Below are 24214 nucleotides of genomic sequence, written 5' to 3'. Positions count from 1 at the left end.
TCTAAAATTTTAAAAGGTGACATTTTTTTGAAATATATTTCTCTGATGCTTAGATTTTTACACTTGCACCTTTATTCATAATCTCTAATTGCCTTTTCCTTGTAGACTCTTTTCGAGATTGTTCAATTTCCTTTTTCCTTTCTACTGAGCAAGGATAATTGAATAAACAGAACTGTTTTACTTGTTCTACCACAATCTGAGGAACCATCGCCTCCCATTCGGTACTTCCTTCTTTGATCAACTCAAGAACTCTGTCCGAAATAATTTGAAGGTTTTTGATGTTACAATCGCTTAAGTCTTCAATCTTATTGTTATCGACCATCGCTTGGAATAATGAGTGTATTCCATCTTCCAATTTAATGTCTTTACTTCTTAATACATCTGCTCCGTTAGCACTTTCTCTTGCTAATGATGGATAAACATAAAGCTTAATATTTCTACCGAATAAGAAACCAAATGCTTCTAAAATTCCACCTTTAAGATGATCATAATATTTTGGTGTAAAGATGTATTCTAAGTTATAAAGTCCAACTGCTACACCAATTTTTCTACCTCTTGTAAAGCGAGATAAGTAGTTAGTTAAACGATAGTACTCTTGGTACTTCGAGATCATTACTGTATATCCTAACGAACATAACATATCTACTCTATCCAAGAAATCATTTTCATCTTTCTTACGATCTTCGGATATTCTTAAGTTTTCTAATGTTAACTCGGCTACAGTTACGATGTTATTTTCATCGACTTCAGGATCATTCTTAAAATGTTCATAAGAACGTTCCATCATATCAATGTTCACCTTAGTAATAGGTCTAAATCGACCTCTAAGTACTAAGATGTTTTTCTTATATAGGAAGTCTTGTGGTAAAGCAACTTGACCATCAGGTCCGAACATAGTTGTCTTTGCAAGACCATTTTTAACTAATAATAAACTTAATAATCGGTTATCAACATCCAAGAAATCAGGACCAGTCACTCGGATAAAGTTGACGATAATTTTATGGATACTAAGTTCATCCATTAATGAACTTAAGAAGTCATCTACATTATCTGTCATGTAAAAACATGCATAGATTAAGTTAACTCCTAGAATACCAATAGTTTCTTGTTGTAGTAGAGGGTCGTTGTCTTTTAACTCAACATGTAAAACAACTTCATTTGCACCTCCGTTAGGTTTTGTCTGAAAACGAACACCAAGCCATCCATGACCCTGGTTTGTTCGATTAAAGTTTAGCTGTTCAATTGTATCCGCAAAGGCAAAGAAGCAAGTTTTATCAGCTCTTTGTGGTAGACGCTCACCCAAAAGACTAAACTCCTTTGCAAGCATTCTTTCCACTCTACTTTGACATACGTACCTACCGCCCGGTTCTGGACCATAAATAGCATCTGAAAAAGCCATATCGTAGGCAGACATCGTTTTGGCAATTGTTCCGGAAGCTGCTCCGGCTTTAAAGAAATTGGCAGCCACTTCCTGACCTGCTCCGATTTCTGCAATTGAACCATAAATTGTTGGATCAAGGTTAATTTTTAAAGCTTTCTCCTTTGTGGTCAATTTGTTGAATCCCATAATAAATTAAGGTACTTCTATGTTTTGCGTATGTGAATATATAATAGAGCCAACCAATACTATACTACATTATAAATCAAATAAGTAATCAAATGTTTAAGTTTGGTCTTTTCTAGTATGTTACTTGGTCAATGAACAAAATCAATACCGCTTTGCTCTTTGTACAAAAGTATAAGATATTTATTCTAATAAAATGTTTTTTCGCATTGATTATGAAAATAATGTAATTTTTACACTAATGATTATAAATGCAAAAAATAGGTGCTGAATTCACAAATTTTCATCATGATCAACACCTATTTTTTAATAAAGAATATTATCCTTTATAAATTTAATATTTCAATGAGCCTAAAACCCTCCAAATACCTTACGAATCACCCATTCTGAGAACAATAACAGGCATAATAGTGTAAGAATCCAATAAGAAGAGCCCACTTCTTTATACATTTCCTCAGCATGAATTCTTTGAGCTGACTTATTAGATAATACCAAATCAGAGATCTCATTAATGGTATTCGATTCATAGAAAGCTCCTCCTGTTTTATCTGCAATGCTTCTTAATAACTCAAAGTTTGCCGTAGGATTTAAAGCTTCTAATTCCATAGTTTTCACCGTGAAATTACCTGTTGAATATTCTTTTTTACCATTTATATTTGTCGATGCTGTATACTTATACACGCCTTCTGTCAAATCAGATAAATGATACTTGAAATAGGGAGCAGAGTTTAAATAAGTATATGACATTTTCTCTCCTTTATCATTCTGTATCACTAGGTCGATGGTTTGACCATAAATCGACTCATAAATATCATTATACACTTCCGTTTCAATCACAATATCTTCTATATCAGAATATTCTGGCTGCGTAGTATTTACTCTAAATCTTCTCTTATCTGTTTTTGTTGATAAATATTGGATCACTTTACTGATCAATTCATCAATTGCCCCTTCATCAGAATCCAACAAACCTTCTTGAAGTCGCCATTTCCATAAACCGGTACCCGTTAATACTGCAGATTTCACATCCCCAGTCTCTCCTAAAACTAATAAAGGTTTAGACGTTTTTACACTACCAATTTGATGATACATTAAAATATTACCAGATTTTAGTTTGTACTCACCAAAAGGCACTTCAACAGGAGCCATTTTCGTTATCAAGTCCTTCTTCTCCTTTGGGAAAGTAAATGCTTTGAAAGTATCATTAAACGCCACTGTCACCTTATCTTTTTGCCCTCTATACCCTTCAATTGTCAATAGGTTATTCATTTTGTTAAAGGCATTGATATCGGTAACATCTCCTATGATATACCAAAAGGGGACTTGTTCATTGACAAATTTCTTTATGAGCAACCCTGCTTTATTTTTAATATTTGGAAACTCATGCAGGATAACTAAGTCATATTTTGCTTTCTTATCATACCCCAAACCGTTGTTAAGTTTTAGCCCTGGAATATAAACATGAAGCTCATAGTTTTTATTCTTTTCTACGCCCTCTCTAATAGCTTTAATGTCTGGATGTGGAGCATTTGCAATTAGTAATATTTTTTCTTTTCCTTCTATGACCTCAATATATACTGACTTAGAGTTATTCTCTTTAGAGAATTCACCATCTAGGCTTTTTACAGAAACTATAAACTTTTGGTATCCTTTCTTCTTAGCCTCTACTAAAAATTCAATTTGTTCAAACCCTTTTTCATTTGAGATTTTGAACCTTTTTCTATCTAGAATTTTTCCATTGGACGTTAAAGAAACTTCTACCACTTTACCTAAAAAGCCTTCATTTACTACTTCTGCTATAATTGGAAATTTATTCCCCATATATGCAATTCTATTCGCATATACATCCTTTACTTGTAGATCAATTTGTGGAATAGTGTCTCCGATTCCAACTGTGTAAACTGGAACTACGGATGGAACATATAAAGGAGAAAAGCCTTGATTAAAGATACCATCCGTCACTAATGTGATACCTGCCAAGTTCTCATGTTCATTGATTTCTTCTAACTTCTGAATGGATTTACTTAAGTTTGTCACCTTACCATCAAAGTTCAAAGAAGCTAAATCTTCTTCCTCAATCTTATCACCTGATAGATTATAGAATTTAGTATCGTAACCGTCTGATTCGAGTTTTTTAGCGACATCAACAATACTATTTACTAAACTTTGAAGCTTGTCTTTAGACACTGTTGCAATCATCGATTCAGAATCATCGATGATAAATGACATGATGGGTTTCTCATAATACCTCTGTATACTCTTGAACATTGGATCCAAAAGTAGAAATAAAATTAAGACAAGAGCCGAAAACCTTAATACTATCAAAATTCTATTGACAGTAAGGTTCCATATTTGTTTCTGAGTATAAAAAAAGTAAGTGATTAAAGCACATGCTAGTGCACCAAAAAACAACCACCACCAAGAGTATTCTATATAAAGTCCATTCATGGATTTAGTAAAGATTAGCATTAGGTCTTATCATTGGCCTAATTATCTAGCTATAAAAACAAACTAAAAAAGCAATAGTATTGCTAACAATAGAAGTTACTCCCTATTCTCTCAGAATGCAATTTATTTTCACGATTTATTTAATGAGGAAGAAAAATTATAATTCTTCTGAAGCATTCATACCGTACAGAACACTTTTCTTTACCTTATCTACCATTAGTTTTGCTCCTCCCACAAAAGATGGTGGCAAATTATTTACATAGCTCAATACATAATATTGAACTATCGTTCTCTCTTCATCTATTGGGTAATAAAATGTTATTTGACGTGTCAGTTTATTTGTTTTCTGCATCATCACTTTAGAAAAGCCTGTTGCATATTTTATCACTGCCTTGGAAGGTTGTATCGTTTTACCATCCACTTCCAAGCCTGACAGCTCACCAATCATAGTATTTACATGATCATTCTGACTTTTTTCCCCCTTTTCCACAATTTCTAAAGTGTAATCATAAGACGGGTTGAATCCTGATCCAGAAGCATGGTAAATTCCATTTTCAAGACTAATCATATAATCCTGATCCTTCTTTTGTTGAATATCAGTAGATAAGATTTCTTCGTTGGTATATAGAGGCCGATTAACAATAGAAACACCTCTAGAAAATAAGATATGATACTTTTCCCCTTGATCGTTTTCGTTTGTTAGTAATTGAATCAATGATTTATCACTAGAAAACTCAGCTTCTGATGGATACTCTGTTCCTCGATCAACATTATAACAAGCAGTATACAACAAAACATTCTTACTTGTTAAATCAGACATAGCTACTGTAAATGCAGCATTATTCTGCTCTTTTGATTGATATTGAGCAAACGCCTCCACACCAAAGTAAGACATCACTACAAGAAGGAAAAATAGTTTTTTCATAGACTTATCTTATTCCATATTCTTCATAATATACAAGATTGACCTTGTAATATAAGTAACGATAAACGCTACTATCATCCCTTGAAAAAAGTAAGATGATTTTGGTTCTTCCTCAATGACGTACATTACCCCAAAGAAAAAAGGTAAATATCCGATCACAAAAAACACAAAAAATTTAAGCTCGCGAATTATGATTGAGAAGTTCATTTTTTCTTTCTTTTCTTTTTTGTTGGGGTGTTTTGTTTGTTGTCTTTGTCTTTTTTGATTGCTTTCTGCTTTTCTTCATCTTTCTTTTTAAAATACTGGATAAGTAAAAAGCATGCTCCTGAAAGCATAAACAACCAATAACTCTGAGGTATACCATAGTAAAAAGATTGGTGTACCCCAATAATGAAAAAGGCAGCACCAAGTGCTACCAATATTGTACTTTTCATATCTTTTAGTTGACCTTAGTCGCCTACGTATACTGAACCTTCAATATCCAAGATTTCGTATTCTTCGGGGTTGTTTTGATTGGCTCTCATACCCTTACCTGTTACGATCTCGTCTTCTGTTGTAATTTTCACATGATCATCTGTAAAAATATCTCCAGTTTCTTTATTGAAATGTAAAGTATCAGTTTCCAACATCTGACCTTTCTTATAATCTTGTAAAACTACATTTGAATATACAGTATACATTGTACTATCAGCTGTATAGATAGCACTATCTGCAATTAAATGTGATGATTCGTCGCCAGTTTCCGTATCATAAGTAACGATATCGATACCATTTGGATATCTTTCATTACCATTTTTATACCTCATCTGAACTTTTGCTTTTAATTTATTTTGAGGTACAGCATCCTCAGTATGAAGAGTTTCAATATCAAATGCTGTAAAATCAGGTGTATCTTCACCTAAAGATATCATTCTTGCTTCTCTTTTAGTTTTGGTCTTGCTTCCACAAGAAAATAAAGTCATTGAAGCAATTGCGATAATAAATATTCTTTTAATCATTATTTGTCTTTCTTTTACGTCAAAACATTTGATCTTACAAAAATATACATAAGATTGATCTTTGTATGCAGATTAACAGTATTTTAGTTTTCTAAGACTAATTTCTTCTATTAAGATGATAAACTTCTGACTTATTATCAAAAGATGAAACCAAAACAAATTTCTGTATATCTGCATCATAGAACATATTAAAGGTAGTATTATTCCTAATCGGTTGTTCTACAAATTTTTTCCCATTGGTATAATACAAATAGGTCTTTTGTGATAATGGGAAAGTAATTCCAACTACTTCCGCATCAATACCAAAATCAAAAAACTGTCCTATTGCTTTTCCTTTTTCCTCAAATTGATTCTCGAAAAGTAACTGTCCTGAACTGTCTTTTACTTTCACCAACCCATGTCTTTGATCCAAAATCATATAAGACCTTTTTCTTGCCTCATCGATTAATAAATCAAAAGTTCTCCCCGACGATCTATCTCCTAACTCTTCTTTACGGATTAAATCACCTTTTCCGTTCACTTCCACTAAATCACCAATTAAAGTAATAAAAGTGATCACAGTCTCATCTAGGTTTGCATTCTCTACAACGAAAATCTGTGGAGAAACGATATTTTTAAATAACATCGGGAAGCCTTTCATGTATCTTCCTTCAGCATCAAAAATGATCAGTTTACCTGTTTTCGATAAAGTAACTACATAATTTTTTGCATCAGACTGGAATAAATAAGGTGGAATAATTAAAGGTTCTAGTGTATTCTGAGGTAACCACTTTCCTCTATATTCTCCCTTTTTGTCGATCCCATAAATATTACCTAAGGTATCTGTCGCCAGTACCAATCCATCTGTATTCTGGATCATATCTGAACTACCTTTAGCATGCCAAGGCAACCACTTCAAATATTGGATTTGTGAATAAATTGGTAATTCTACAGGAAAACCAGTTGTATACGAAGTATTTCTTGATAGATGAAGAATCTTATTTTTTAAACTAATAAATACCGATGCTTCACCATTCATATCCCACATGAGTTGCGGTTCAGAAGATATCGTTGAATCAAATTCTTGATAGAATAATGTATCACCTGCAAAAGAATAAGTTTCTATGATATTCTCTTTATCGATTAAAGTAAACCCTTTTGGCTGTCCCATTACATCTTTAAAGATACTCGGGGCCATTGCTAGTTTTTCACCTGTTGTAATCGTTAATACCTTTTCAATTTTCTTCGCTTTATCTTCTCTCAACTGACCACTGAATAATCCACATAATTCAATTTGATCTTTATTGATATTCCATAGTTGGAAATTCAAGCTTAAAAACAATTGGAGATGTCTATTTAAATAATCTCGGTATGTTTTTGAAAGTGGATAGTTTAATGCAGGCCAAGAGGTTTCTGTATTCATTACAAAAGATGCTTCGCCTTCAGTATTTTTTAATTTATTGATTAATACGTTATATCGTTGTTGTTTCACCCACCTTCTTTTCACTAGCCAATCATTTAACCACTGTGATAAAGTTGGTAAATCTCCACAGATAACCATAAAATCGTTAAATCTTAGAAGATAAGAGGCTTGATATGAATCTTGAAATTCTACACCCATTAAACCGCCAGAAACATCACCAACAGGAAACCTATAAATAGTAAAACCACTTCTTCCTATTAATTCTACTTTTTGTGATGACTTATCATCAAAGTCATTTCTTAGATCACCTAATGCAATATCAAATTCAACATTGTTTTTCAATTGCATGAAATACAAGTGTTGCCATGCACTACCGCTTACATTCGTAATTGTTGCCTTAGCAATGTCACCCTTAATCTGATCAGATAATTTATTTAAATCGAATCCTGATTTTTGAAGCCTCTTTTGTACACTCTCCAAATAGCCTTTTTTTACAAGGTCTGAGTAATCAGCAGCTCCATCTATAAAAGTATTGATATTACTAACATGCCATCTCTGATAAAATGCAATATCATCTACCATTAAAGGATGTATTTTATCTATTGAAGAGGTCAAAGCTTCTTTGACAAATCCATTAAAGGCATTCTCTGGTAACACATTATGAGCAATAATTTGAACTTCATTACTATTCTCTGAAGCACTTTTTATTCTCATACCATAAGAAAACTCTTCGATACTTGGAAAAGGATGTAAAAGACTTGGTGTGTTTTTTCTTGAAAACCAATGTGCGATTGAGTTAGGCCTTAACCACACATTAATACCTTCAGCTAATTCTATTTGCTGATCATATTGACTTAACTTCTGTGAAAGTGTTTTGAAATAGTATTCGTCGTAAAATTTCTCTCCATTATTTCTTATTGCCTCTTCTACCCATAAAGCATCTGTCGAAGCAACAATAAAATTTCTGATTTTAGCTACGGTTAGAAGTTCTCCATTTACGTAATACTCATGGACAATCATCCCTTTATACTGTCTTGTAGAAGTACTTTGAGGTAATGACGTCAGTTGTGTAAAGGGATCAAGATAAACTCTCTCATCAGTAGGAATATACACAGACCAAGAAATGGGCTGGCTTCCGGTAGAGTTTAAAGAAAAATAGACTTTTTGTTTTGTTCCAAGAATTGGGTTGACTTTAGCAGAATCCAACATTAATAATAGTTGGTCTAAAGTCTTTAAAGTAGAAACTCCTCCTTCTAGATCCTTTAAGGCAATAATCATTTCAGAAGAGTCTATCAGACTTTTCACTTGCTGAGGATTTTCTAATTCAACAAGAGCAATAGATTCACTGGCTACTACATGCCAAATGTCTGTTTCGTTAGCAGCTTTTCTCGTTTCATCTATAAAATAAAACCCTATCAAAATAAATAATAGGGCAAAAATTTGAACGAGACCAAGCTTTGCATTTATACTAAGCCTTTTTTTTGTCACGTATTCTTATGTATATCGTTACGTTTAGCCTTTACTCTTTATATTCATCTGGTCTAGAAGTTCTTCTAGAATTCTATTATAAAGTGCATCGGAAGCTGTTCGTTTTGTTACTGCTTTACTTGCATGAACTACTGTACTATGATCACGACCTCCAAATTGGTTACCTATCGATTTCAATGGCTCTTTTGTATACTCCTTAGAGAAATACATCGCAATTTGTCTTGCTTGAGCAATATCCTTCTTACGAGTCTTAGACTTTAATTCATCCACTGAAATACCAAAATACTCTGATACAATCTGTTGAATAAATTCAATTGTGATCTCTTTTTCAGTATTTCTTACAATATTCAATAAAGCATTCTTAGCCATATCTAAATCGACTTCTCTTTGCATTAACGAAGCGTTGGCTACTAACGATACCAAAGTACCTTCCAACTCTCTAATGTTCGAATCGATATTATAAGATAAGTACTCTACTACATCATCAGGAACATTTACTCCTTCAGACATTAGTTTTTGCTTTACAATAGCTACTCTAGTTTCAAAATCAGGCTTCTGAATATCTGCCGTTAACCCCCATTTAAAACGAGATAATAATCTGTCTGTTAAACCTTCTAAGCTTCTTGGAGGTCTATCAGATGTCATGATTATCTGTTTACCATTTTGATGTAAACGGTTGAAGATATGGAAGAAGTTTTCTTGAGTTTTTTCTTTCTTAGCAAGGAATTGAATATCATCAACAATCAACACATCTACTTGTAAATAGTAGTTGGTGAATTGTTGAACGTTATTATTCTTTAATGCCTCAATAAATTGAGTTGTAAACTGTTCCGAAGACACATACAACACAAACTTAGAAGGGTCACTCAATTTCACTTCATTACCTACTGCCTGTGCAAGGTGAGTTTTACCTAAACCAACACCACCATAAACGACCAAAGGGTTAAAAGCTGTAGCGCCTGGTTTTCTAGCAATAGCGATACCTGCAGACCTTGCCAAACGATTACAATCTCCCTCTATAAAAGTTTCAAATGTATACGTAGGATTCAAGAAAGATTCTCTATAGCTACTTTCTTGTGCTTGAGGTACCCTGAAATGATCCACAAAACCATCCATATTCGTTCCTTGATGTGAAGGATATGAAGGTTGCTGTGGTTGTTGCTTTTGCTCCTCTTGTCTTCTCTGTTGAGAATTTCTATACTGAGGCAATTCATTAGAATTACTCTTTCTGTATTGAGGAGGGTTTTGATATGAATTTCTCTGTCCACCGCCTAGGTTCTCATTTTGAGAAGGATTAACTCTTGGTTCCTGCGGAGGCGGAGTAGGATTACTGTCTTGGTTTAAAGAAGGGTTTTGATTTGACCATGGATTTTGACCTTGCTGTGGAGGATTTTGATTTCCTCTATTGTATTGTTGTTGCTGATCAAAATTGGATTGTTGAAAATAAGGATCAGACGCTCCAAATTCGTTTTGATCATTTGAAGGGTTCTGAGGTGGTCTATTTTCTTGTTGTCCGAAGTTTGGTCTATTTCCTTCTCTGTTCTCTTTAGCGTAAGGGTTGGGGTTTACCGGACGCTGTTGAGGTTGTTGTGGCTGTTGCTGCTGCGACTGTTGCTGAAAGGGATTTTGTCCACCGTCTTGTTGTTGAGAAGGTGTATTATACTGAGGAAATTGTTGATTATTATTTCCCATGTAATTATCCTGTTGATCCATACCTGTATTCGGTGCAGGAGGTGGAGTATAATTTCCTTGTCCTTGATTCGAATTACCGTATTGTTGATCAAAAAAGTTTCTTTCTTGCTGAGGCTGATTTCCTCTCTGTAATGTGAAAGGAGCATTCTTAGGTCTTCTAGTCATCATAATAGAATATTCTAGCTTACCTTGTGGCCCTAGTACAGCATCAATTGCCTTTTTAAGGACATGAACATAGTATTCTTCTAGCCACTCGTAGAAAAAAGGGCTAGGCACCGCAATAGTTAAGACATTATGCTCCAGTTTAACGGGTTTGATTGGAACAAACCACGTATGAAAACTCTGTGCAGAGATCTCTCCTTTAATAATATCTAGGCATTCTCGCCAAACTGTTACACAATCCTTTCCCATCTATTGCGAAAAAATAATTCAGACCTTAAAGATACTCAAAAACTTTGTGCGAAAGTAAAGTATTTGCACTTAATTAGGTAGAATTGTAACAATAATTAGATAAAAATAATTACAAAATCCCCAGTACTTTAACACAATTATTCTTTTTAAGAATCTTAAACTTTTAATCAGACAAAAAAAGGCCCAAACCTAAGTGATAGGTTTGAACCTCTTAATATAATCGACCTTGAATATTACTCAGCAGTTGGAACTACTGAAATATAAGATCTACCTAGTCTTTTCTTTTTGAACTCAACAGTTCCATCAACTAGGGCAAATAACGTGTGATCTTTTCCCATACCTACGTTTTGACCTGGGTGGTGAGTAGTACCACGTTGTCTAACAAGGATATTACCAGCTTTAGCTGCTGATCCACCGAAAATTTTCACACCAAGTCGTTTACTTTCCGACTCTCTACCGTTTCTCGAGCTACCCGCTCCTTTCTTGTGTGCCATGTCTTTTTATCGTTATGGATTCGATTTCTAAAATCAATTAGTTAGAGATACCTTCGATAAGAACCTTTGTGAAGTGTTGTCTATGACCGTTCTTCACTCTGTATCCTTTTCTTCTCTTCTTTTTGAAGACGATAACTTTTTCGCCTTTCACGTGACCAAGTACTTTACCTGTCACTTTTGCACCTTCTACAGTTGGTGCTCCTACTGATACGTTGTCAGCGTTATCAACTAGAAGAACTTTATCAAATTCTACCGCAGCACCCTCTTCAGAGTTTAATTTATGCGTGTAGATGTATTTATTTTCTTCAACTTTGAATTGCTGACCTGCTATTTCTACAATTGCGTACATTGTGTCTTCGATTATAATTTCCCTCGAAATGCCTGCAAATGTAACTTTATTTTTTAGAATAGACAAACATTTATCTACTAAAACATTGAACTTTAATCCTTAAAGAGTTTAAACAAGCCTTTTTCAGTAGCAAAAGTGACATTTTTGCAAAAATAAATAATTCTTAAGATTTCTCCGTGAAAATAAATGAATAACCTCTTCTGCAATAGAGAGCATTATATAGCTCTTAACAAAATCACAGAAAAGTTATATTATAATTACACTTCTTTCGGAAGAATATTTTGTATTTTTGTGTTCATCCTAATTTTATTAAACTTTTAAACTAGTCGTTTAAAAATAGAGTATATGTAATAGAACACTGTCTGAATAGCAACACTATCAGGTAGATATATAATATTGATAATGAAAGAAAATAGTAAAGATCCAAAGAAGATAACAGAAGTATTTGATGAAGCGAGTAGTCAGGATACCAATAAAAAGAAAAAATTTCAATTAATAAGACGTGATAATTTTGGTAATGTCATTTTCTTAAAGAGAATGCTTATTGGTACACTAGCAGCATTAACTTACCCAAGACTTAAGTTACATAACAACTTAGAAGTTGAAGGAATGGAAATATTAAAAGACTTACCTAAAAATAATGTTCTTTTTGTTTCCAACCATCAAACATATTATACAGACGTTATTTCTTTCTACCATATTTTCGCAAGTGCAAAGTGGGGTTTTAAAAAAGGTGTAGCACCTCTCCCTATTTATATGTTAAGTCCAAGAGTGAATACATATTATGTTGCAGCGGAAGAAACAATGAAACAAAGCGGTATTATTCCAAAGATTTTCTCTTTAGCTGGTGCCGTAACTGTTAAACGTTCTTGGAGAGCACAAGGTAAAGACGTTAAAAGATCTGCAGATATTAATGCTCCGCTTAAAATTAAGAAGGCATTAGATCAAGGGTGGTTAGTTACTTTCCCACAAGGTACAACTAGTCCATATGCTCCAGTAAGAAAAGGTACAGGTAATATCATTAAAAGTTACAACCCTATTGTAGTACCAATAGTGATTGATGGCTTTAGAAGAGCATTTGATAAGAAAGGATTATTATTCAAGAAGCGTGGCACTAAATTGAAAGTAAAAATCAAACAGCCAATTCAGTTTCCACAAGAGGCTTCAGTACAAGAAATTGTTGATATCATCACTAATGAAATTGGACAAAATCCTGGAGATAAGCCAAACTTCGATAACGTTAATCCAGCATAGATCTTTAAAATTATAATATTGAAAGGATTACTTGTAATAATATCAAGTAGTCCTTTTTTCTTACACCATAAAATGATCCTCCTTAAAACCTAGCATTATATAACTATTCAGACATAAACTTGTGAGTAACTAACAAAACGATTCAATCTTGAAATAAAATTCACCCAACACACGTTAATAAAGTACTATAAATGAGATTCTTACCTAATGAAAAGACCTATTCAATTAAAGATATTACTATTAACACAGTTACTACTTATATCCATTAACGTCAAAGCTGTCAACCCCAAAAGTCCTTTTTGGGATGGAATATTATTGGCAAATAAAACTGATAATCAAATCACTGCTTTTATAGATAAAACAGAACAAATAGATGATCTTATTATTTTAGCCAATATTAATGGTAAAACAATAAAACATTCTGTAAGAGATTATGGCAGAACATTAACCGTAACTATAACAGAAGATAAAGAAGCCTCGGGCTTTATCATGGTAAAAAAACTTGGTTTTATTGTCTCTTCTGTAAAATTACATGATATCATGTCGGCCAATAAATATTATTTATCAGCAAGGGTGACCATCATGAATTCAATGGATAAAAAATCTGGTCACATTTTCACTTCCCGAAAATATTCTACAATACCCTACAAGCAGATAGCAAGAAGAAGTGAAGCTGAAGATATTATGCTTGCCTCGAAGGCAAATCAAGGCTTCTCATTGAAAGAAGATAGAGAACCCGTTGGCAAAAAGTTAAAACGATCAAATGCTGTGTATGCATCATCTACTACTGAGATACTTGATGAAGATGAAACAAAGCTTTATGCTACAAGAGGAGCTAAGAAAATGAAAAAACAGAGTAATATTTCTAAATTTGAAATGATTATTCAAAGTTCACTTTACCCAAGCTACAAGAACAATAAACAACCTACAAGAGAAGGGGTATCTCTAAAAAAAGATGCCAAAATGTTTGATGGAGAGTATTATGTGGTGAAAGATCACAATAGTTGGTTACATCTTGAGCACAAAAGAAAAAAGCTTGAATACGCCTTTGACGGGGAGTATTTATTTGAAATAAAAGAGAATTATTTCAGGATTAAATACAAAGATGAAGCATCAGTTACTGACTTTCTTAAACATGAAAAAATCTTTATTAAACCTCATAGTAAAAAGCTTTTGGGAATCTATTTCGAAGACCATGAGATCATTGCTTTTAAATCAAATAGCTCATATTCAATTCAAATGAGAAATGACAATATGCTTAAAATCAAGACTGGAGAGCATATATACACCTTATATTCAGATAATAAATATCTAATAGTAAAAGAAAATGAGAAACTTTTACATAAAATTAATAAAAAGACAATAAAAACTGAGAATCAGTTTTATTACCAACATTAGATCTTTATTTTTACTTTGCACAAAGGTAAAATAACTGAATATCTATTTTTTTTAATTACTTTTGTTTTTAACTTTTTAAACAGTAAAACTATTTATTCTTTAAAGATTTCATTCAATTTGAATTACTAAATACAAAAATGAACTACAAAAAGTATATTAATCTACTAACAGGCCTAATACTCTTGTCTTCATTTGCATTTCACTCCAGCTCTAAAGAATGGGATGGTGTTATTTTAATCAAAGAACAAGACAACAAATATTACGCTTTTGTAGATAACATTACCAATACCGACAATCTTGAATTGGTAAGTTTCATCAACAACAATAGAACTGCTTTTGATATTAATAAAAGAAGTGATGTTATAGAATTACCCTACCAACCTGGAGACAAAGGATATATTGCTGTAAAACAAGATAACGTAATTCTTTCTTCTGTTACTTTACGACATATTCAATACACAAACCCTGTAATTTTTGATAGAAGAGTTGCTAGAGCTAAAGAAGCAGAACCTAAAGAAGAGGAAGTTGTAGTTGTAGACCAACAACCTATTACTCCTCCTGAGCCTGAAGAAGAACCAGATGTTATCGAAGTGGTACCTGTGGACGAAAGAGGTGTAAAAATCGAAGAAACAACTACTGTAGTTGAAGAAGATGAAGAAGGAGAAGCTGAATCAAATACATTCAAAATGACTGTATATGAAGAGTTTTTAGTGTATAACCACTACAAACACAGCATGTCTAACGTTGAGGATATTAAGTCTAGAGACGATTTAACAAGTGAAATTATTAAAGAAGCTCAGCTATTAGAAGAGGAGTATACGATCAAGAATGATTATTACTCTTGGCTTCACCTAAACGATATTAAGAAAGGTCATGATTGGGCATTTGACGGTGAATACTTATTTAAGATTGACCCTAAGTACTTCCAATCACATGATACTAAAAAGTATGCACTTAAGAACTTCAGAGATGAGCATGATATTAAAGTAAAACCTCACAACAAAAAGTGGGTAGGTATCTACTATAAAGATGTTCTATTATCTGAATTCAAATCAGATAAAGGCTATACTTTCAAAGCATTAGATGATAATAACTTCACTATCCAAATAGAAAAACACGAATACAAAGTGAATTGTACTAAAGATCACATTACTATTCGTAAGGATGGTAGTATCATCAACAACTTTAATACAGAATCTTTAAAAGCTGAGCCAGTACCAGTTTTTAATTAATAAGTATCATATTCTGATTAAAAAAGCCACTTCTTGAAAAGGAAGTGGCTTTTTTATTTACAAGATTTTGTTCTAAAAAAATATATTATTACATTCACATACCGACCAGTCGGTCTATTGAATGTTATCTATGGAAAAAGACACTAAAACACATATAATTACTGTAGCCCTACAGCTTTTTGAAGAAAAAGGACTTAACAAAGTATCTCTTAATGAAGTCATTAAAGCTTCGGGATTATCAAAAGGTGCATTTTACCATCATTTCAAAGACAAGAAGGAGCTCACCTCAACTTGCATCCATTATTATTGGGAAGACATGTCTAACAATGTTGTAAAACTACCCATACAAGACATGTCCTTAAAAGATGCATTATCAATGATTTTACAACAGTTCGATGAAGCAATCAAAAGGATAAATGAAGGGAATGACAATTTCTTCGAAATGTATCTCAATATGCTTTATTCTATCAGAAATGATGAGAAAATCCTCTCTATGTCAAGGAATTACTTTAAAAAATTCAAACAAAAGCTTAGTGACTGTATCAAAAAAGAAATAGAGAGAGGAATTATCAGAGAGGATGTCGATCCAGAAAACACAGCACTATTAATAACAACATGTACAGAAGGACATGGCTTATTATCTTCTGCCAACATCTATGATTCTCCAAATCAAAAACTAGAAATAATTTACGATCAAATATATAAATCAATCACCACTAAATAATTATGAAACGTTTAACATCAGCATTAATAACCCTAGTATTTTACCTTGTATCCTTCCCCATTGTAGCACAAGAAACTGCTTCAGAGATTATTGCAAAAATGCAAGAGCAACAGAGAGGACAAAGTAGCTATATCAATATGACCATGAAAGTTATCCGACCGGATTGGACAAGAACCATGCAGATGAAATCATGGTCTAAAGGTACAGATGACTTTTTCTTAGTATTAGTCACTTCTCCTGCAAAAGACAAAGGTTCCTCATCATTAAAACGTTACAAAGAAATGTGGTCATGGACACCAAGTATTGAACGTACTATTAAGATTTCCCCCTCTATGATGTCTCAAGCTTGGATGGGCTCCGACTTTACCAATGATGATTTAATGAAAGGAGCTTCTGTTGTAAAAGACTACAGCCATAAATTACTAGGTAAAGAAACAGTTCATGGGCTTGAGTGCTATAAAATAGAAATGATTCCACATGAAGATGCAGCTGTTGTTTGGGGTAAGGTATTAGTCTGGGTAACAACTGATGGCATTTACAACCAAATCAAAGTAGAAAATTATGATGAAGATATGTACTTAGTCAATACTTTGAACTGCTTTGATGTGAAAGAAATGGGAGGTAGAACAATGCCTACAAGAATGGAAATGGTACCCGCTGATGAAGAAGGTAAGAAAACTGTGATGATCTACAATGAAGCTAAATACAATCAGAAGATCAACGAGAATTTCTTCACTCAACAAAATATGAAAAGAGTTAGATAATTTAAAGCAACGATTACCATGATTACTAAAATTGCATGGCGAAATCTTTGGAGAAGTAAGCGTAGAACAATAACGAGTATTTCTTCCATCTTCTTCGCTGTTATCTTGGCGATCTTGATGCGTTCCCTTCAAGAAGGATCTTATGGACAGATGATTGATACTGCTGCAAGATTCTATATGGGGTATGCTCAAGTTCATCAAGAAGGATATTGGAATGATAAATCAATCAATAAATTGATGGAAGATTCCAAAGACACTAGAGACAAAATACTATCAGATAAAAATGTAAAAGGAGCTTTTGGTCGTTTAGAAACCTATGGAATGGCTGCTACTGACACACTTACAAAAGGTGTAATGATAGTGGGTACAGAACCTGAAGGTGAAGATCAATTAAGTAGCCTTTCTCAAAAAATGGTAAAGGGAACTTACCTTTCTAATGATAGTAAAGACATTATCATTGGAGAAGGTTTAGCCAAGTATTTAGGAATCTCTGTGAATGATACACTCGCCTTACTTGGTCAAGGATACCATGGAGCTAGTGCCGCTGAATTATATAAAATTCAAGGGATTATTAAGCACCCCAACCCACAAATGAACAATCAAGTAGTATATATGTCTTTGCCTACTGTTCAATATTTTGTTTCCGCTCCCAATATGCTGAACGCATATATTCTAAATATCAAAGACACAAGACAAATTGATCAAACAGTTACTGAACTGAGAGACCGCCTTGACAAAGCAAAATTTGAGGTAATGAGCTGGGACGAATTATCACCTGAGATGGTCAATATGATTAACACTGACCGTGAAGGTGGAAAGATCATGATCTATATCTTATATATCGTTATTGCTTTCGGAATTTTCAGTACCATTTTAATGATGACAATCGAAAGGGAAAGAGAATTCGGTATTCTTACAGCAGTAGGTATGGTGAAGTCTAAAATCTACAGTATGCTTTTACAAGAATCATTATTTATTGGTTTAATAGGCATCGTTTCTTCTATTGTTGCTGGCTTCCCTATCCTATTGTACATGGAAAATCACCCTATTCACATCGATGGTGCAAAAGGTGATGCTATGGCTAAAATGGGAATGGAACCTATCTTAAGATTTACTGCAAGTTTAGATATTATTTGGCCTCAAGCACTATTGATGGCATTTATCATGATCGTCTGTACAATCTATCCTATGATTCATGTATCTCGAATCAAAACTGTTGAAGCTATTCACTCTTAAACATTTAATACAATGATGATTACAAAAATATCGTGGCGAAATGTTTGGAGAAACAAAATGAGAAGTGGTATCCTCATCGCCTCAATTGCTATTGGACTTTTAGGTGGGATATTCACCATGGCCCTGATCACAGGGATGATGGAATCGAAAGTACAAGAATCTTTGATCACAGATTTAGCCCACGTACAAATTCATAAAACAGGATTTGAAGTTAACAACAGCTTTAAAGATTCTATTCCTAACTATCAGGCCATCGTTAAAATTGCAGAAAAAGATTCATTGACAAAAGGTTGCTCACCTAGAGTTATTATCAATGGTATGGCCTCATCTGCCAACGATAGTCAGGGAATCAAAATCATAGGCATGGATCCCAATAAGGAAAAGGATGTTACAGAGATTCAATCTTTTCTTATTGAAGGGGATTATTTCAAAGGAAAAAGAAAAAATCAAATTGTTATTGGGCAAAGTTTAGCAAAAAAGTTGAAGGTAAAGATCCGTTCGAAGATCGTTATTGCCTATATGGGACCTAATAACGAAATGGTCAATACTGCCTATAGAGTAGCTGGTATTTTTGCTACGAGTTCTCCTGATTTTGATAAAACTGTAGCCTTTACCCAATCCAAAGATATGTGGAGAAATGCTGGGCAAAAGTTTATTCATGAAATAGCAATGACATCAATTGAAGGTGGTTCAAATCCTAATGGTTTAAGAGATCATCTTAAAAGTGAAATCACTAAAAAAGACTTGAACATTCAAACTTGGAGAGAAATAATGCCAGAGTTAAGTGCCTTAGCGGAGACTGGCAATACCAATAGTTATATCATTTTAGGTATCATACTTTTCGCTTTAGGCTTCGGTATTCTGAACTCAATGACAATGGCTATTTGGGAAAGATCTAGAGAGCTTGGTGTATTAATGGCTGTAGGATTAAATAGAACTAAAGTGTTCACTATGATTGTACTAGAAACAATTTATATCTCTTTAATTGGAGGTGTAATTGGTGCCGGATTATCAATAGGATTGATTACTTATTATGGTGAACATGGTCTAAAGTATTCGGAAAGTTCAATCGCAGGGTTCAGCAATGTGGTCTATCCATTAATGCCTGATTCTTTCATTCCATTGTTCTTTATGATCTTGGTAACAGCTATTGTTTCGGCTTTACCTCCTGCATTCAGAGCTATCCGATTAAACCCTGCCGAAGCAGTGAGATACAAAGGATAATCCAATCAAAAAATGCAGCAATGCATCACTCTATTTCCAAATTTAAATTCATACTAAGATGATCGAAATAAAAGACTTAGTCAAAACATATAACGCAGATACAATTCCAGTTCACGCTTTAAACCATGTGAACTTAAAAATAGAAGAAGGTGAATTTACCGCTGTTGTTGGTCCTTCAGGTTGTGGAAAAACAACTTTCTTGAATATTCTAGGAGGATTAGATACACCAACATCAGGTAAAGTTTTAATTGATGGAACTGACCTTCATGATCGTTCATCAGCTGATATGATTACTTACCGTAGAGATCATATTGGATTTGTTTTTCAAGACTACTCCTTGATGCCTGTACTCACTGCAGAAGAAAATGTAGAGTTCATTATGGAATTGCAAGGAAAGCCAAAATCAGAAAGAGCTGCTCGTTCAAAAGAGTTATTAGACGCTGTTGGTATTGGTGATAAAGGCAAGCAGTTTCCTACCAAACTTTCAGGTGGTCAGCAACAACGTGTAGCTGTTGCAAGAGCATTAGCTTCAAAACCTAAATTGATTTTAGCAGATGAACCTACTGCCAACCTTGATTCAAAAGCTACTTCTGACCTTTTAGATATCATGAGGCACCTTAATGAAAAGGAAAATATCACTTTTGTGATCGCTACTCATGACCAAAGAGTAATGGATAGAGCTAAAAGAGTGATTCAATTTGATGACGGTAAAATTATTGACGCTAAATAATATATCTACTCAAGCACCCACGACTTAAGTTATGGGTGCTTGACCTACTTCTCTTACAACAATGAAAAAAAGCTTACTACCTTTTTTACTTTTACTACCAACACTACTTTTTGCTCAAGATGATGAGGTAAAAACCAGTAAATTCAAAGAAAACTTTGTTTCTAGTGGTTACTTAAAATTTATGCAAACAGTGAGTTTACCCACTGATATTGATGACGAGTGGTTTATTGACAACCTGTTTCACAATCGCTTAAACTTTAAATATTATGCCTCAGATAAAATCACTTTAGCATTAGAAGGTCGTAATCGGTTATTGTTTGGTGCAAGTCCGCAATATGTCCCAGATTATGCACAGCAATTTGCTAGTCAAGATCAATACGCATTCAATATGTCTTATAATTGGACAGATGGGAATTCATATGTATTAAACTCACAAATTGATCGTTTTTATTTTGACTATTCAACAGGAGATTGGCAAGTAAGAGTCGGTAGACAGCGTATCAACTGGGGAGTGACTATGGTATGGAACCCAAATGACTTATTCAACACCTATTCATTTTTTGACTTTGACTACGAAGAAAGACCAGGTGCTGATGCTATACTAATCCGAAATTATCTAGGGCCGGTAAGTTCAATAGAGTTTGTCTTCTCTCCTTCCAATGAATTTGAGTATTACAATGCTGCAGCACTGTTTAAGACGAACTTATGGCAATATGACTTCCAGTTTCTTGCAGGTTATGTAAGAGAAAACTACAACCTTGGTTGGGGCTGGGAAGGACAGATAGGAGGAGCAGGCTTTAAAGGTGAAGGCACTTTCTTTTACCCTGATTACAGTGGTGAATCACCTTCTGTTGTAATGGATATATCTTTAGACTATACTTTCAAAAATTCATTGTATTTACATACAGAAACTATCTATAATAGTGCTGGTGCTACAGATGCTATCGGTCCCATCGACCCTAACTTTCAATTAACTCCTAAAACACTTTCACTCGGTCGATTTGCCTTTTTTAATGAAATGCAATACCAGCTCACCCCATTAACGAGGTTAGGCGTAAATAGTATTATTAATAGTAATGATGGCTCTTATTATATTGGTGGTAATGCGACGACATCATTAAGTGACAATTTTGAAATTTTTGTTTTTGGTATGTTCTTCTTTGGAGAAGAGGATTCTCAATACGGCCAAGGTGGCTCTCAAATTAACTGGAGACTAAAATGGAGTTTCTAACATTTCAACGGTGTAATTTTACGGCTTAACAGAAAATGCTACAATTCAGAGAATATTCATCTGATTTGATTTTTCAGTAACTTACCTTTGTAGTGTTGAAAAAAATTAAAATCAATGAAGTTTTCACCTTTACAGAAATTTTTCATTCGCCTACTAATTGTATTTTTAATACAATTAACCATAAAAGGCTTCGATAGAAGTTTCAGTGGCTTTTTCCCTTTGAATGAGAGAGCAGCTGTTTTCACAGTGGTCTTTACTTCATTCTGGCTATTTTGCTGGTATATTATTAGTTACCTCAACAAACGAATTTATCCAGGAGAAACTCGTATACAAATAGGTTTAAATATTTTGTATTCACTCACTATTGGACTTATCTCCAATAATATCTATATGTGGGGAGATGCAACGATATATAATAATGCTCACCTTTGGGAAGAAATAAGCTTTATCAACCCAGAGTTAACCTTTGGCTTATCTATCATCTATATGATGATTTATATGACCAACCTATATTTAAAAAAAAGCATTAATTACAAAGAGCAAGAGTTACAATTTAAAGAGTTAGAGAAGGAAAAAGTGTTATCTCAATACATGGCATTAAAAGCACAGATTGAACCTCACTTTCTTTTCAACAGCCTAAGCGTATTATCCAGTATTGTACATACTGATCAGAATTTGGCATCTGACTTTATTATCAAACTGTCGAAGACTTTACGTTATATTATCGCTCAAAACCAACATACATTAGTGGAAATGTCTACAGAAATGAATATCGTTGAAGATTATTTTTTTCTTATCAAGACACGATTTAATGATGCTGTTCATCTTCAGATAGACTTAGATGAACCAACTTTAAAGAGTACTTACATTCCACCTACAGCATTACAAACTTTAATTGAGAATGCGATTAAGCATAATAAGTTATCCAAAAAACAGCCATTAAAAATCACTATTGGCATTGAAGAAAACTACATCATTGTTAGCAATAACCTAAACAAAAAAGAAACAGGAGAAGAAAACTCCACAGGGTTAGGTTTAGAAAATATCAGACAACGTTATTTATTAATTGCTCAGGAAAATATTCACATTAAAGAAACTAAAGATACATTTAGCATTTTACTTCCTATCCTAAACCATTCGAATTATGAACGTTTTGATCATTGAAGACGAGATACATACTGCACAAAGATTAGAAAAGTTAATCACACAGTATGATCCTCAAATAAATGTCGTTGACAAGGTTGAATCGGTAGAAGATAGTATTCAGTGGTTTCAGGAAAACAAAGCTCCAGACCTTATTTTTCAAGATATTGAATTAAGTGATGGCAATTGCTTTCAAATTTATGATACTGTCGATGTGGATGTACCAATTATATTTACCACTGCTTACAGTGAATATGCTTTAAAGTCTTTCCAACTAAATAGTATCGACTATGTACTAAAACCTTACGATTTAAAAGATATAAAAAGGGTCATTGACAAATTTATTAGTTATGGTAACCTATTTCAGACTTCCAATCAAAAGGTTTTAAAAGAAGTAAGTACAACGAATAAAAAGGAATACAAACAAAGGTTTCTCATTAATATTGGAGATCAATTAAAAAGTATTTCCATTGAACAAATTGCATTCATCAAATATGAAGACAGTTTATCTTTTATACACCTGTTTGATCATGGAAAATACCCAGTTGACAAAAGTATAACCACTTTGGAAACTGAACTTGACCCTACTACTTTCTTTAGGGTAAACAGAAAATATATCATTCATGTAAATAGTATTTCTAAGATCAACACATGGTTCAATTCTAGATTGCAAGTAGAGGTAAATGCACCTGATGAAGAGATCATTGTTAGTCGAGACCGAGTAAAAGCATTTAAAGAGTGGCTAGACTTATAAGTCTGCTTATTATATAAATCATCATTTTCTTGTAAAATTTCTGCCATATAATTTATGGCCTGGCTTTTTACGTCCTAAATGAACCTATTTTTAATCATTAATCATCTTACAAAATGAAAAAAATCTTTTTTATTATCCTGTGTTCTTTGTCGTTTTATCAATTTGCTAATGCACAAGACAAACTCTTAAATTTTGGTGTTAAAACTGCTGTGGGTATGTCTGATTTTTCAATCAGCGGTAATCATGGAATTAATACAGATACAAGACAATCTTGGGAAGGAGGTATAATGTTACGAGCAAATATTCCTGTACTTCCCATCTATGCACAAATTGAGGCAAATTATACTAATGCCGGAAGCACATTATCATACAATGATGTTGAGCAAGAATTAATTACGAATAGAGTGGAAGTACCTATTTTATTAGGTGCTCGTTTCAGCCTTGGCGAAATTGCTGTAAGAGGCTTTGGGGGTGTAATTGCTCAAAAAACCGTTAGAGATAACCTTGCGGATTTCGACAGTAATTTAGAATTAAATGATTTTGGTTGGGGCTGGCAAGCAGGTGTTGGTGCTGATATCAAGAAGTTTACAGTCGACCTAAAATACCAAAGAGGAGCTAATATTATAACTGGAAGTAACAGCATTGAAAGCAATCAATACCTATTGAGTGTAGGTTATTTTATTTGGTAAAGAATAAATCCACAGTATAACAGGAGGCAGTCTATGAACTGTCTTTTGTTTTTCTATCTACTTT

Annotated in this window: 20 protein-coding genes and 2 pseudogenes; 12 read left to right on the top strand and 10 right to left on the bottom strand. The window is 33.5% G+C overall.

Annotated elements, in window-relative coordinates; genetic code table 11:
• Positions 1 to 49: 49 nt before the first annotated feature.
• The 10 genes and pseudogenes from HGP29_RS02555 to rplU form a co-directional block, all read right to left on the bottom strand.
• On the bottom strand, positions 50 to 1567 hold the full coding sequence (locus HGP29_RS02555; protein ID WP_168880742.1) for a TonB-dependent receptor: 1518 nt from the start codon (positions 1565 to 1567) through the stop codon (positions 50 to 52).
• Between the two features lie 348 nt (positions 1568 to 1915).
• Positions 1916 to 4012, bottom strand: coding sequence for a vWA domain-containing protein (locus tag HGP29_RS02550; RefSeq protein WP_168880741.1), 2097 nt, complete (start codon positions 4010 to 4012; stop codon positions 1916 to 1918).
• Between the two features lie 157 nt (positions 4013 to 4169).
• A complete protein-coding gene (locus HGP29_RS02545; protein WP_168880740.1) occupies positions 4170 to 4937 on the bottom strand; it encodes a hypothetical protein in 768 nt (255 codons plus the stop codon).
• A 203-nt stretch (positions 4938 to 5140) separates the two neighbouring features.
• The gene (locus tag HGP29_RS02540) at positions 5141 to 5371 is read right to left on the bottom strand and encodes a hypothetical protein (RefSeq protein WP_168880739.1); all 231 of its coding nucleotides are present in this window, start codon (positions 5369 to 5371) and stop codon (positions 5141 to 5143) included.
• A 15-nt stretch (positions 5372 to 5386) separates the two neighbouring features.
• Positions 5387 to 5935 (bottom strand): LPS export ABC transporter periplasmic protein LptC, encoded by a 549-nt coding sequence (lptC, locus tag HGP29_RS02535; protein ID WP_168880738.1) that lies wholly within the window; start codon positions 5933 to 5935, stop codon positions 5387 to 5389.
• A 97-nt stretch (positions 5936 to 6032) separates the two neighbouring features.
• Positions 6033 to 8756: a hypothetical protein gene (locus tag HGP29_RS02530; protein WP_211093180.1), complete on the bottom strand. Its 2724-nt coding sequence runs from the start codon at positions 8754 to 8756 to the stop codon at positions 6033 to 6035.
• A 93-nt stretch (positions 8757 to 8849) separates the two neighbouring features.
• Positions 8850 to 10019, bottom strand: a pseudogene (gene dnaA, locus HGP29_RS02525) (chromosomal replication initiator protein DnaA); the annotation flags it as partial.
• Positions 10020 to 10739: 720 nt separating this feature from the next.
• A pseudogene (locus tag HGP29_RS28850) lies at positions 10740 to 10928 on the bottom strand (DnaA N-terminal domain-containing protein); the annotation flags it as partial.
• Between the two features lie 233 nt (positions 10929 to 11161).
• Positions 11162 to 11422 carry a 50S ribosomal protein L27 gene (rpmA, locus tag HGP29_RS02515; RefSeq protein WP_168880736.1) on the bottom strand — a complete coding sequence of 87 codons (261 nt, stop codon included), beginning with the start codon at positions 11420 to 11422 and terminating at the stop codon, positions 11162 to 11164.
• 37 nt (positions 11423 to 11459) lie between these two features.
• Positions 11460 to 11771: a 50S ribosomal protein L21 gene (gene rplU / locus HGP29_RS02510; RefSeq protein ID WP_168880735.1), complete on the bottom strand. Its 312-nt coding sequence runs from the start codon at positions 11769 to 11771 to the stop codon at positions 11460 to 11462.
• 402 nt (positions 11772 to 12173) lie between these two features.
• Here rplU and HGP29_RS02505 point away from each other — a divergent pair, with 402 nt between their 5' ends.
• From HGP29_RS02505 to HGP29_RS02450, 12 genes are all read left to right on the top strand, one after another.
• Complete coding sequence (locus HGP29_RS02505) at positions 12174 to 13025, top strand: lysophospholipid acyltransferase family protein (RefSeq protein ID WP_168880734.1); 852 nt, start codon at positions 12174 to 12176, stop codon at positions 13023 to 13025.
• Positions 13026 to 13232: 207 nt separating this feature from the next.
• Complete coding sequence (locus HGP29_RS02500) at positions 13233 to 14423, top strand: hypothetical protein (RefSeq protein ID WP_168880733.1); 1191 nt, start codon at positions 13233 to 13235, stop codon at positions 14421 to 14423.
• A 137-nt stretch (positions 14424 to 14560) separates the two neighbouring features.
• Entirely contained in the window at positions 14561 to 15655 is a 1095-nt protein-coding gene (locus HGP29_RS02495; protein WP_168880732.1) for a hypothetical protein, read from the top strand.
• Between the two features lie 130 nt (positions 15656 to 15785).
• A complete protein-coding gene (locus HGP29_RS02490; protein WP_168880731.1) occupies positions 15786 to 16379 on the top strand; it encodes a TetR/AcrR family transcriptional regulator in 594 nt (197 codons plus the stop codon).
• A 2-nt stretch (positions 16380 to 16381) separates the two neighbouring features.
• A complete protein-coding gene (locus HGP29_RS02485) occupies positions 16382 to 17143 on the top strand; it encodes an outer membrane lipoprotein-sorting protein (protein WP_168880730.1) in 762 nt (253 codons plus the stop codon).
• Positions 17144 to 17161: 18 nt separating this feature from the next.
• A complete protein-coding gene (locus HGP29_RS02480; RefSeq protein ID WP_168880729.1) occupies positions 17162 to 18379 on the top strand; it encodes an ABC transporter permease in 1218 nt (405 codons plus the stop codon).
• Between the two features lie 12 nt (positions 18380 to 18391).
• Positions 18392 to 19603, top strand: a complete 1212-nt coding sequence (locus HGP29_RS02475) for an ABC transporter permease (RefSeq protein ID WP_168880728.1) — start codon at positions 18392 to 18394, stop codon at positions 19601 to 19603.
• Positions 19604 to 19661: 58 nt separating this feature from the next.
• Entirely contained in the window at positions 19662 to 20333 is a 672-nt protein-coding gene (locus HGP29_RS02470; protein WP_168880727.1) for an ABC transporter ATP-binding protein, read from the top strand.
• A 61-nt stretch (positions 20334 to 20394) separates the two neighbouring features.
• Positions 20395 to 21564: a hypothetical protein gene (locus tag HGP29_RS02465; protein ID WP_168880726.1), complete on the top strand. Its 1170-nt coding sequence runs from the start codon at positions 20395 to 20397 to the stop codon at positions 21562 to 21564.
• A 114-nt stretch (positions 21565 to 21678) separates the two neighbouring features.
• Positions 21679 to 22728: a sensor histidine kinase gene (locus tag HGP29_RS02460; RefSeq protein ID WP_168880725.1), complete on the top strand. Its 1050-nt coding sequence runs from the start codon at positions 21679 to 21681 to the stop codon at positions 22726 to 22728.
• The gene (locus tag HGP29_RS02455) at positions 22709 to 23461 is read left to right on the top strand and encodes a LytR/AlgR family response regulator transcription factor (protein ID WP_168880724.1); all 753 of its coding nucleotides are present in this window, start codon (positions 22709 to 22711) and stop codon (positions 23459 to 23461) included. Before HGP29_RS02460 ends, HGP29_RS02455 begins: the two co-directional genes overlap by 20 nt.
• A gap of 113 nt (positions 23462 to 23574) precedes the next feature.
• Positions 23575 to 24150, top strand: coding sequence for an outer membrane beta-barrel protein (locus HGP29_RS02450; RefSeq protein WP_168880723.1), 576 nt, complete (start codon positions 23575 to 23577; stop codon positions 24148 to 24150).
• Positions 24151 to 24214 lie beyond the last annotated feature (64 nt).

The sequence above is a fragment of the Flammeovirga agarivorans genome, assembly GCF_012641475.1.
Classification (GTDB): domain Bacteria; phylum Bacteroidota; class Bacteroidia; order Cytophagales; family Flammeovirgaceae; genus Flammeovirga; species Flammeovirga agarivorans.
The sequence above is the reverse complement of the archived record's forward strand: the minus strand, read 5'-3'. Positions and strand labels throughout refer to the sequence as shown.

Coding starts and splice junctions, on each gene's coding strand:
- HGP29_RS02555 (WP_168880742.1), bottom strand. CDS start 1,567: ATGGGATTCAACAAATTGACCACAAAGGAGAAAGCTTTAAAAATTAAC.
- HGP29_RS02485 (WP_168880730.1), top strand. CDS start 16,382: ATGAAACGTTTAACATCAGCATTAATAACCCTAGTATTTTACCTTGTA.
- HGP29_RS02545 (WP_168880740.1), bottom strand. CDS start 4,937: ATGAAAAAACTATTTTTCCTTCTTGTAGTGATGTCTTACTTTGGTGTG.
- HGP29_RS02490 (WP_168880731.1), top strand. CDS start 15,786: ATGGAAAAAGACACTAAAACACATATAATTACTGTAGCCCTACAGCTT.
- HGP29_RS02550 (WP_168880741.1), bottom strand. CDS start 4,012: ATGAATGGACTTTATATAGAATACTCTTGGTGGTGGTTGTTTTTTGGT.
- HGP29_RS02470 (WP_168880727.1), top strand. CDS start 19,662: ATGATCGAAATAAAAGACTTAGTCAAAACATATAACGCAGATACAATT.
- HGP29_RS02500 (WP_168880733.1), top strand. CDS start 13,233: ATGAAAAGACCTATTCAATTAAAGATATTACTATTAACACAGTTACTA.
- HGP29_RS02475 (WP_168880728.1), top strand. CDS start 18,392: ATGATGATTACAAAAATATCGTGGCGAAATGTTTGGAGAAACAAAATG.
- HGP29_RS02540 (WP_168880739.1), bottom strand. CDS start 5,371: ATGAAAAGTACAATATTGGTAGCACTTGGTGCTGCCTTTTTCATTATT.
- rpmA (WP_168880736.1), bottom strand. CDS start 11,422: ATGGCACACAAGAAAGGAGCGGGTAGCTCGAGAAACGGTAGAGAGTCG.
- HGP29_RS02495 (WP_168880732.1), top strand. CDS start 14,561: ATGAACTACAAAAAGTATATTAATCTACTAACAGGCCTAATACTCTTG.
- rplU (WP_168880735.1), bottom strand. CDS start 11,771: ATGTACGCAATTGTAGAAATAGCAGGTCAGCAATTCAAAGTTGAAGAA.
- lptC (WP_168880738.1), bottom strand. CDS start 5,935: ATGATTAAAAGAATATTTATTATCGCAATTGCTTCAATGACTTTATTT.
- HGP29_RS02465 (WP_168880726.1), top strand. CDS start 20,395: ATGAAAAAAAGCTTACTACCTTTTTTACTTTTACTACCAACACTACTT.
- HGP29_RS02455 (WP_168880724.1), top strand. CDS start 22,709: ATGAACGTTTTGATCATTGAAGACGAGATACATACTGCACAAAGATTA.
- HGP29_RS02480 (WP_168880729.1), top strand. CDS start 17,162: ATGATTACTAAAATTGCATGGCGAAATCTTTGGAGAAGTAAGCGTAGA.
- HGP29_RS02460 (WP_168880725.1), top strand. CDS start 21,679: ATGAAGTTTTCACCTTTACAGAAATTTTTCATTCGCCTACTAATTGTA.
- HGP29_RS02450 (WP_168880723.1), top strand. CDS start 23,575: ATGAAAAAAATCTTTTTTATTATCCTGTGTTCTTTGTCGTTTTATCAA.
- HGP29_RS02505 (WP_168880734.1), top strand. CDS start 12,174: ATGAAAGAAAATAGTAAAGATCCAAAGAAGATAACAGAAGTATTTGAT.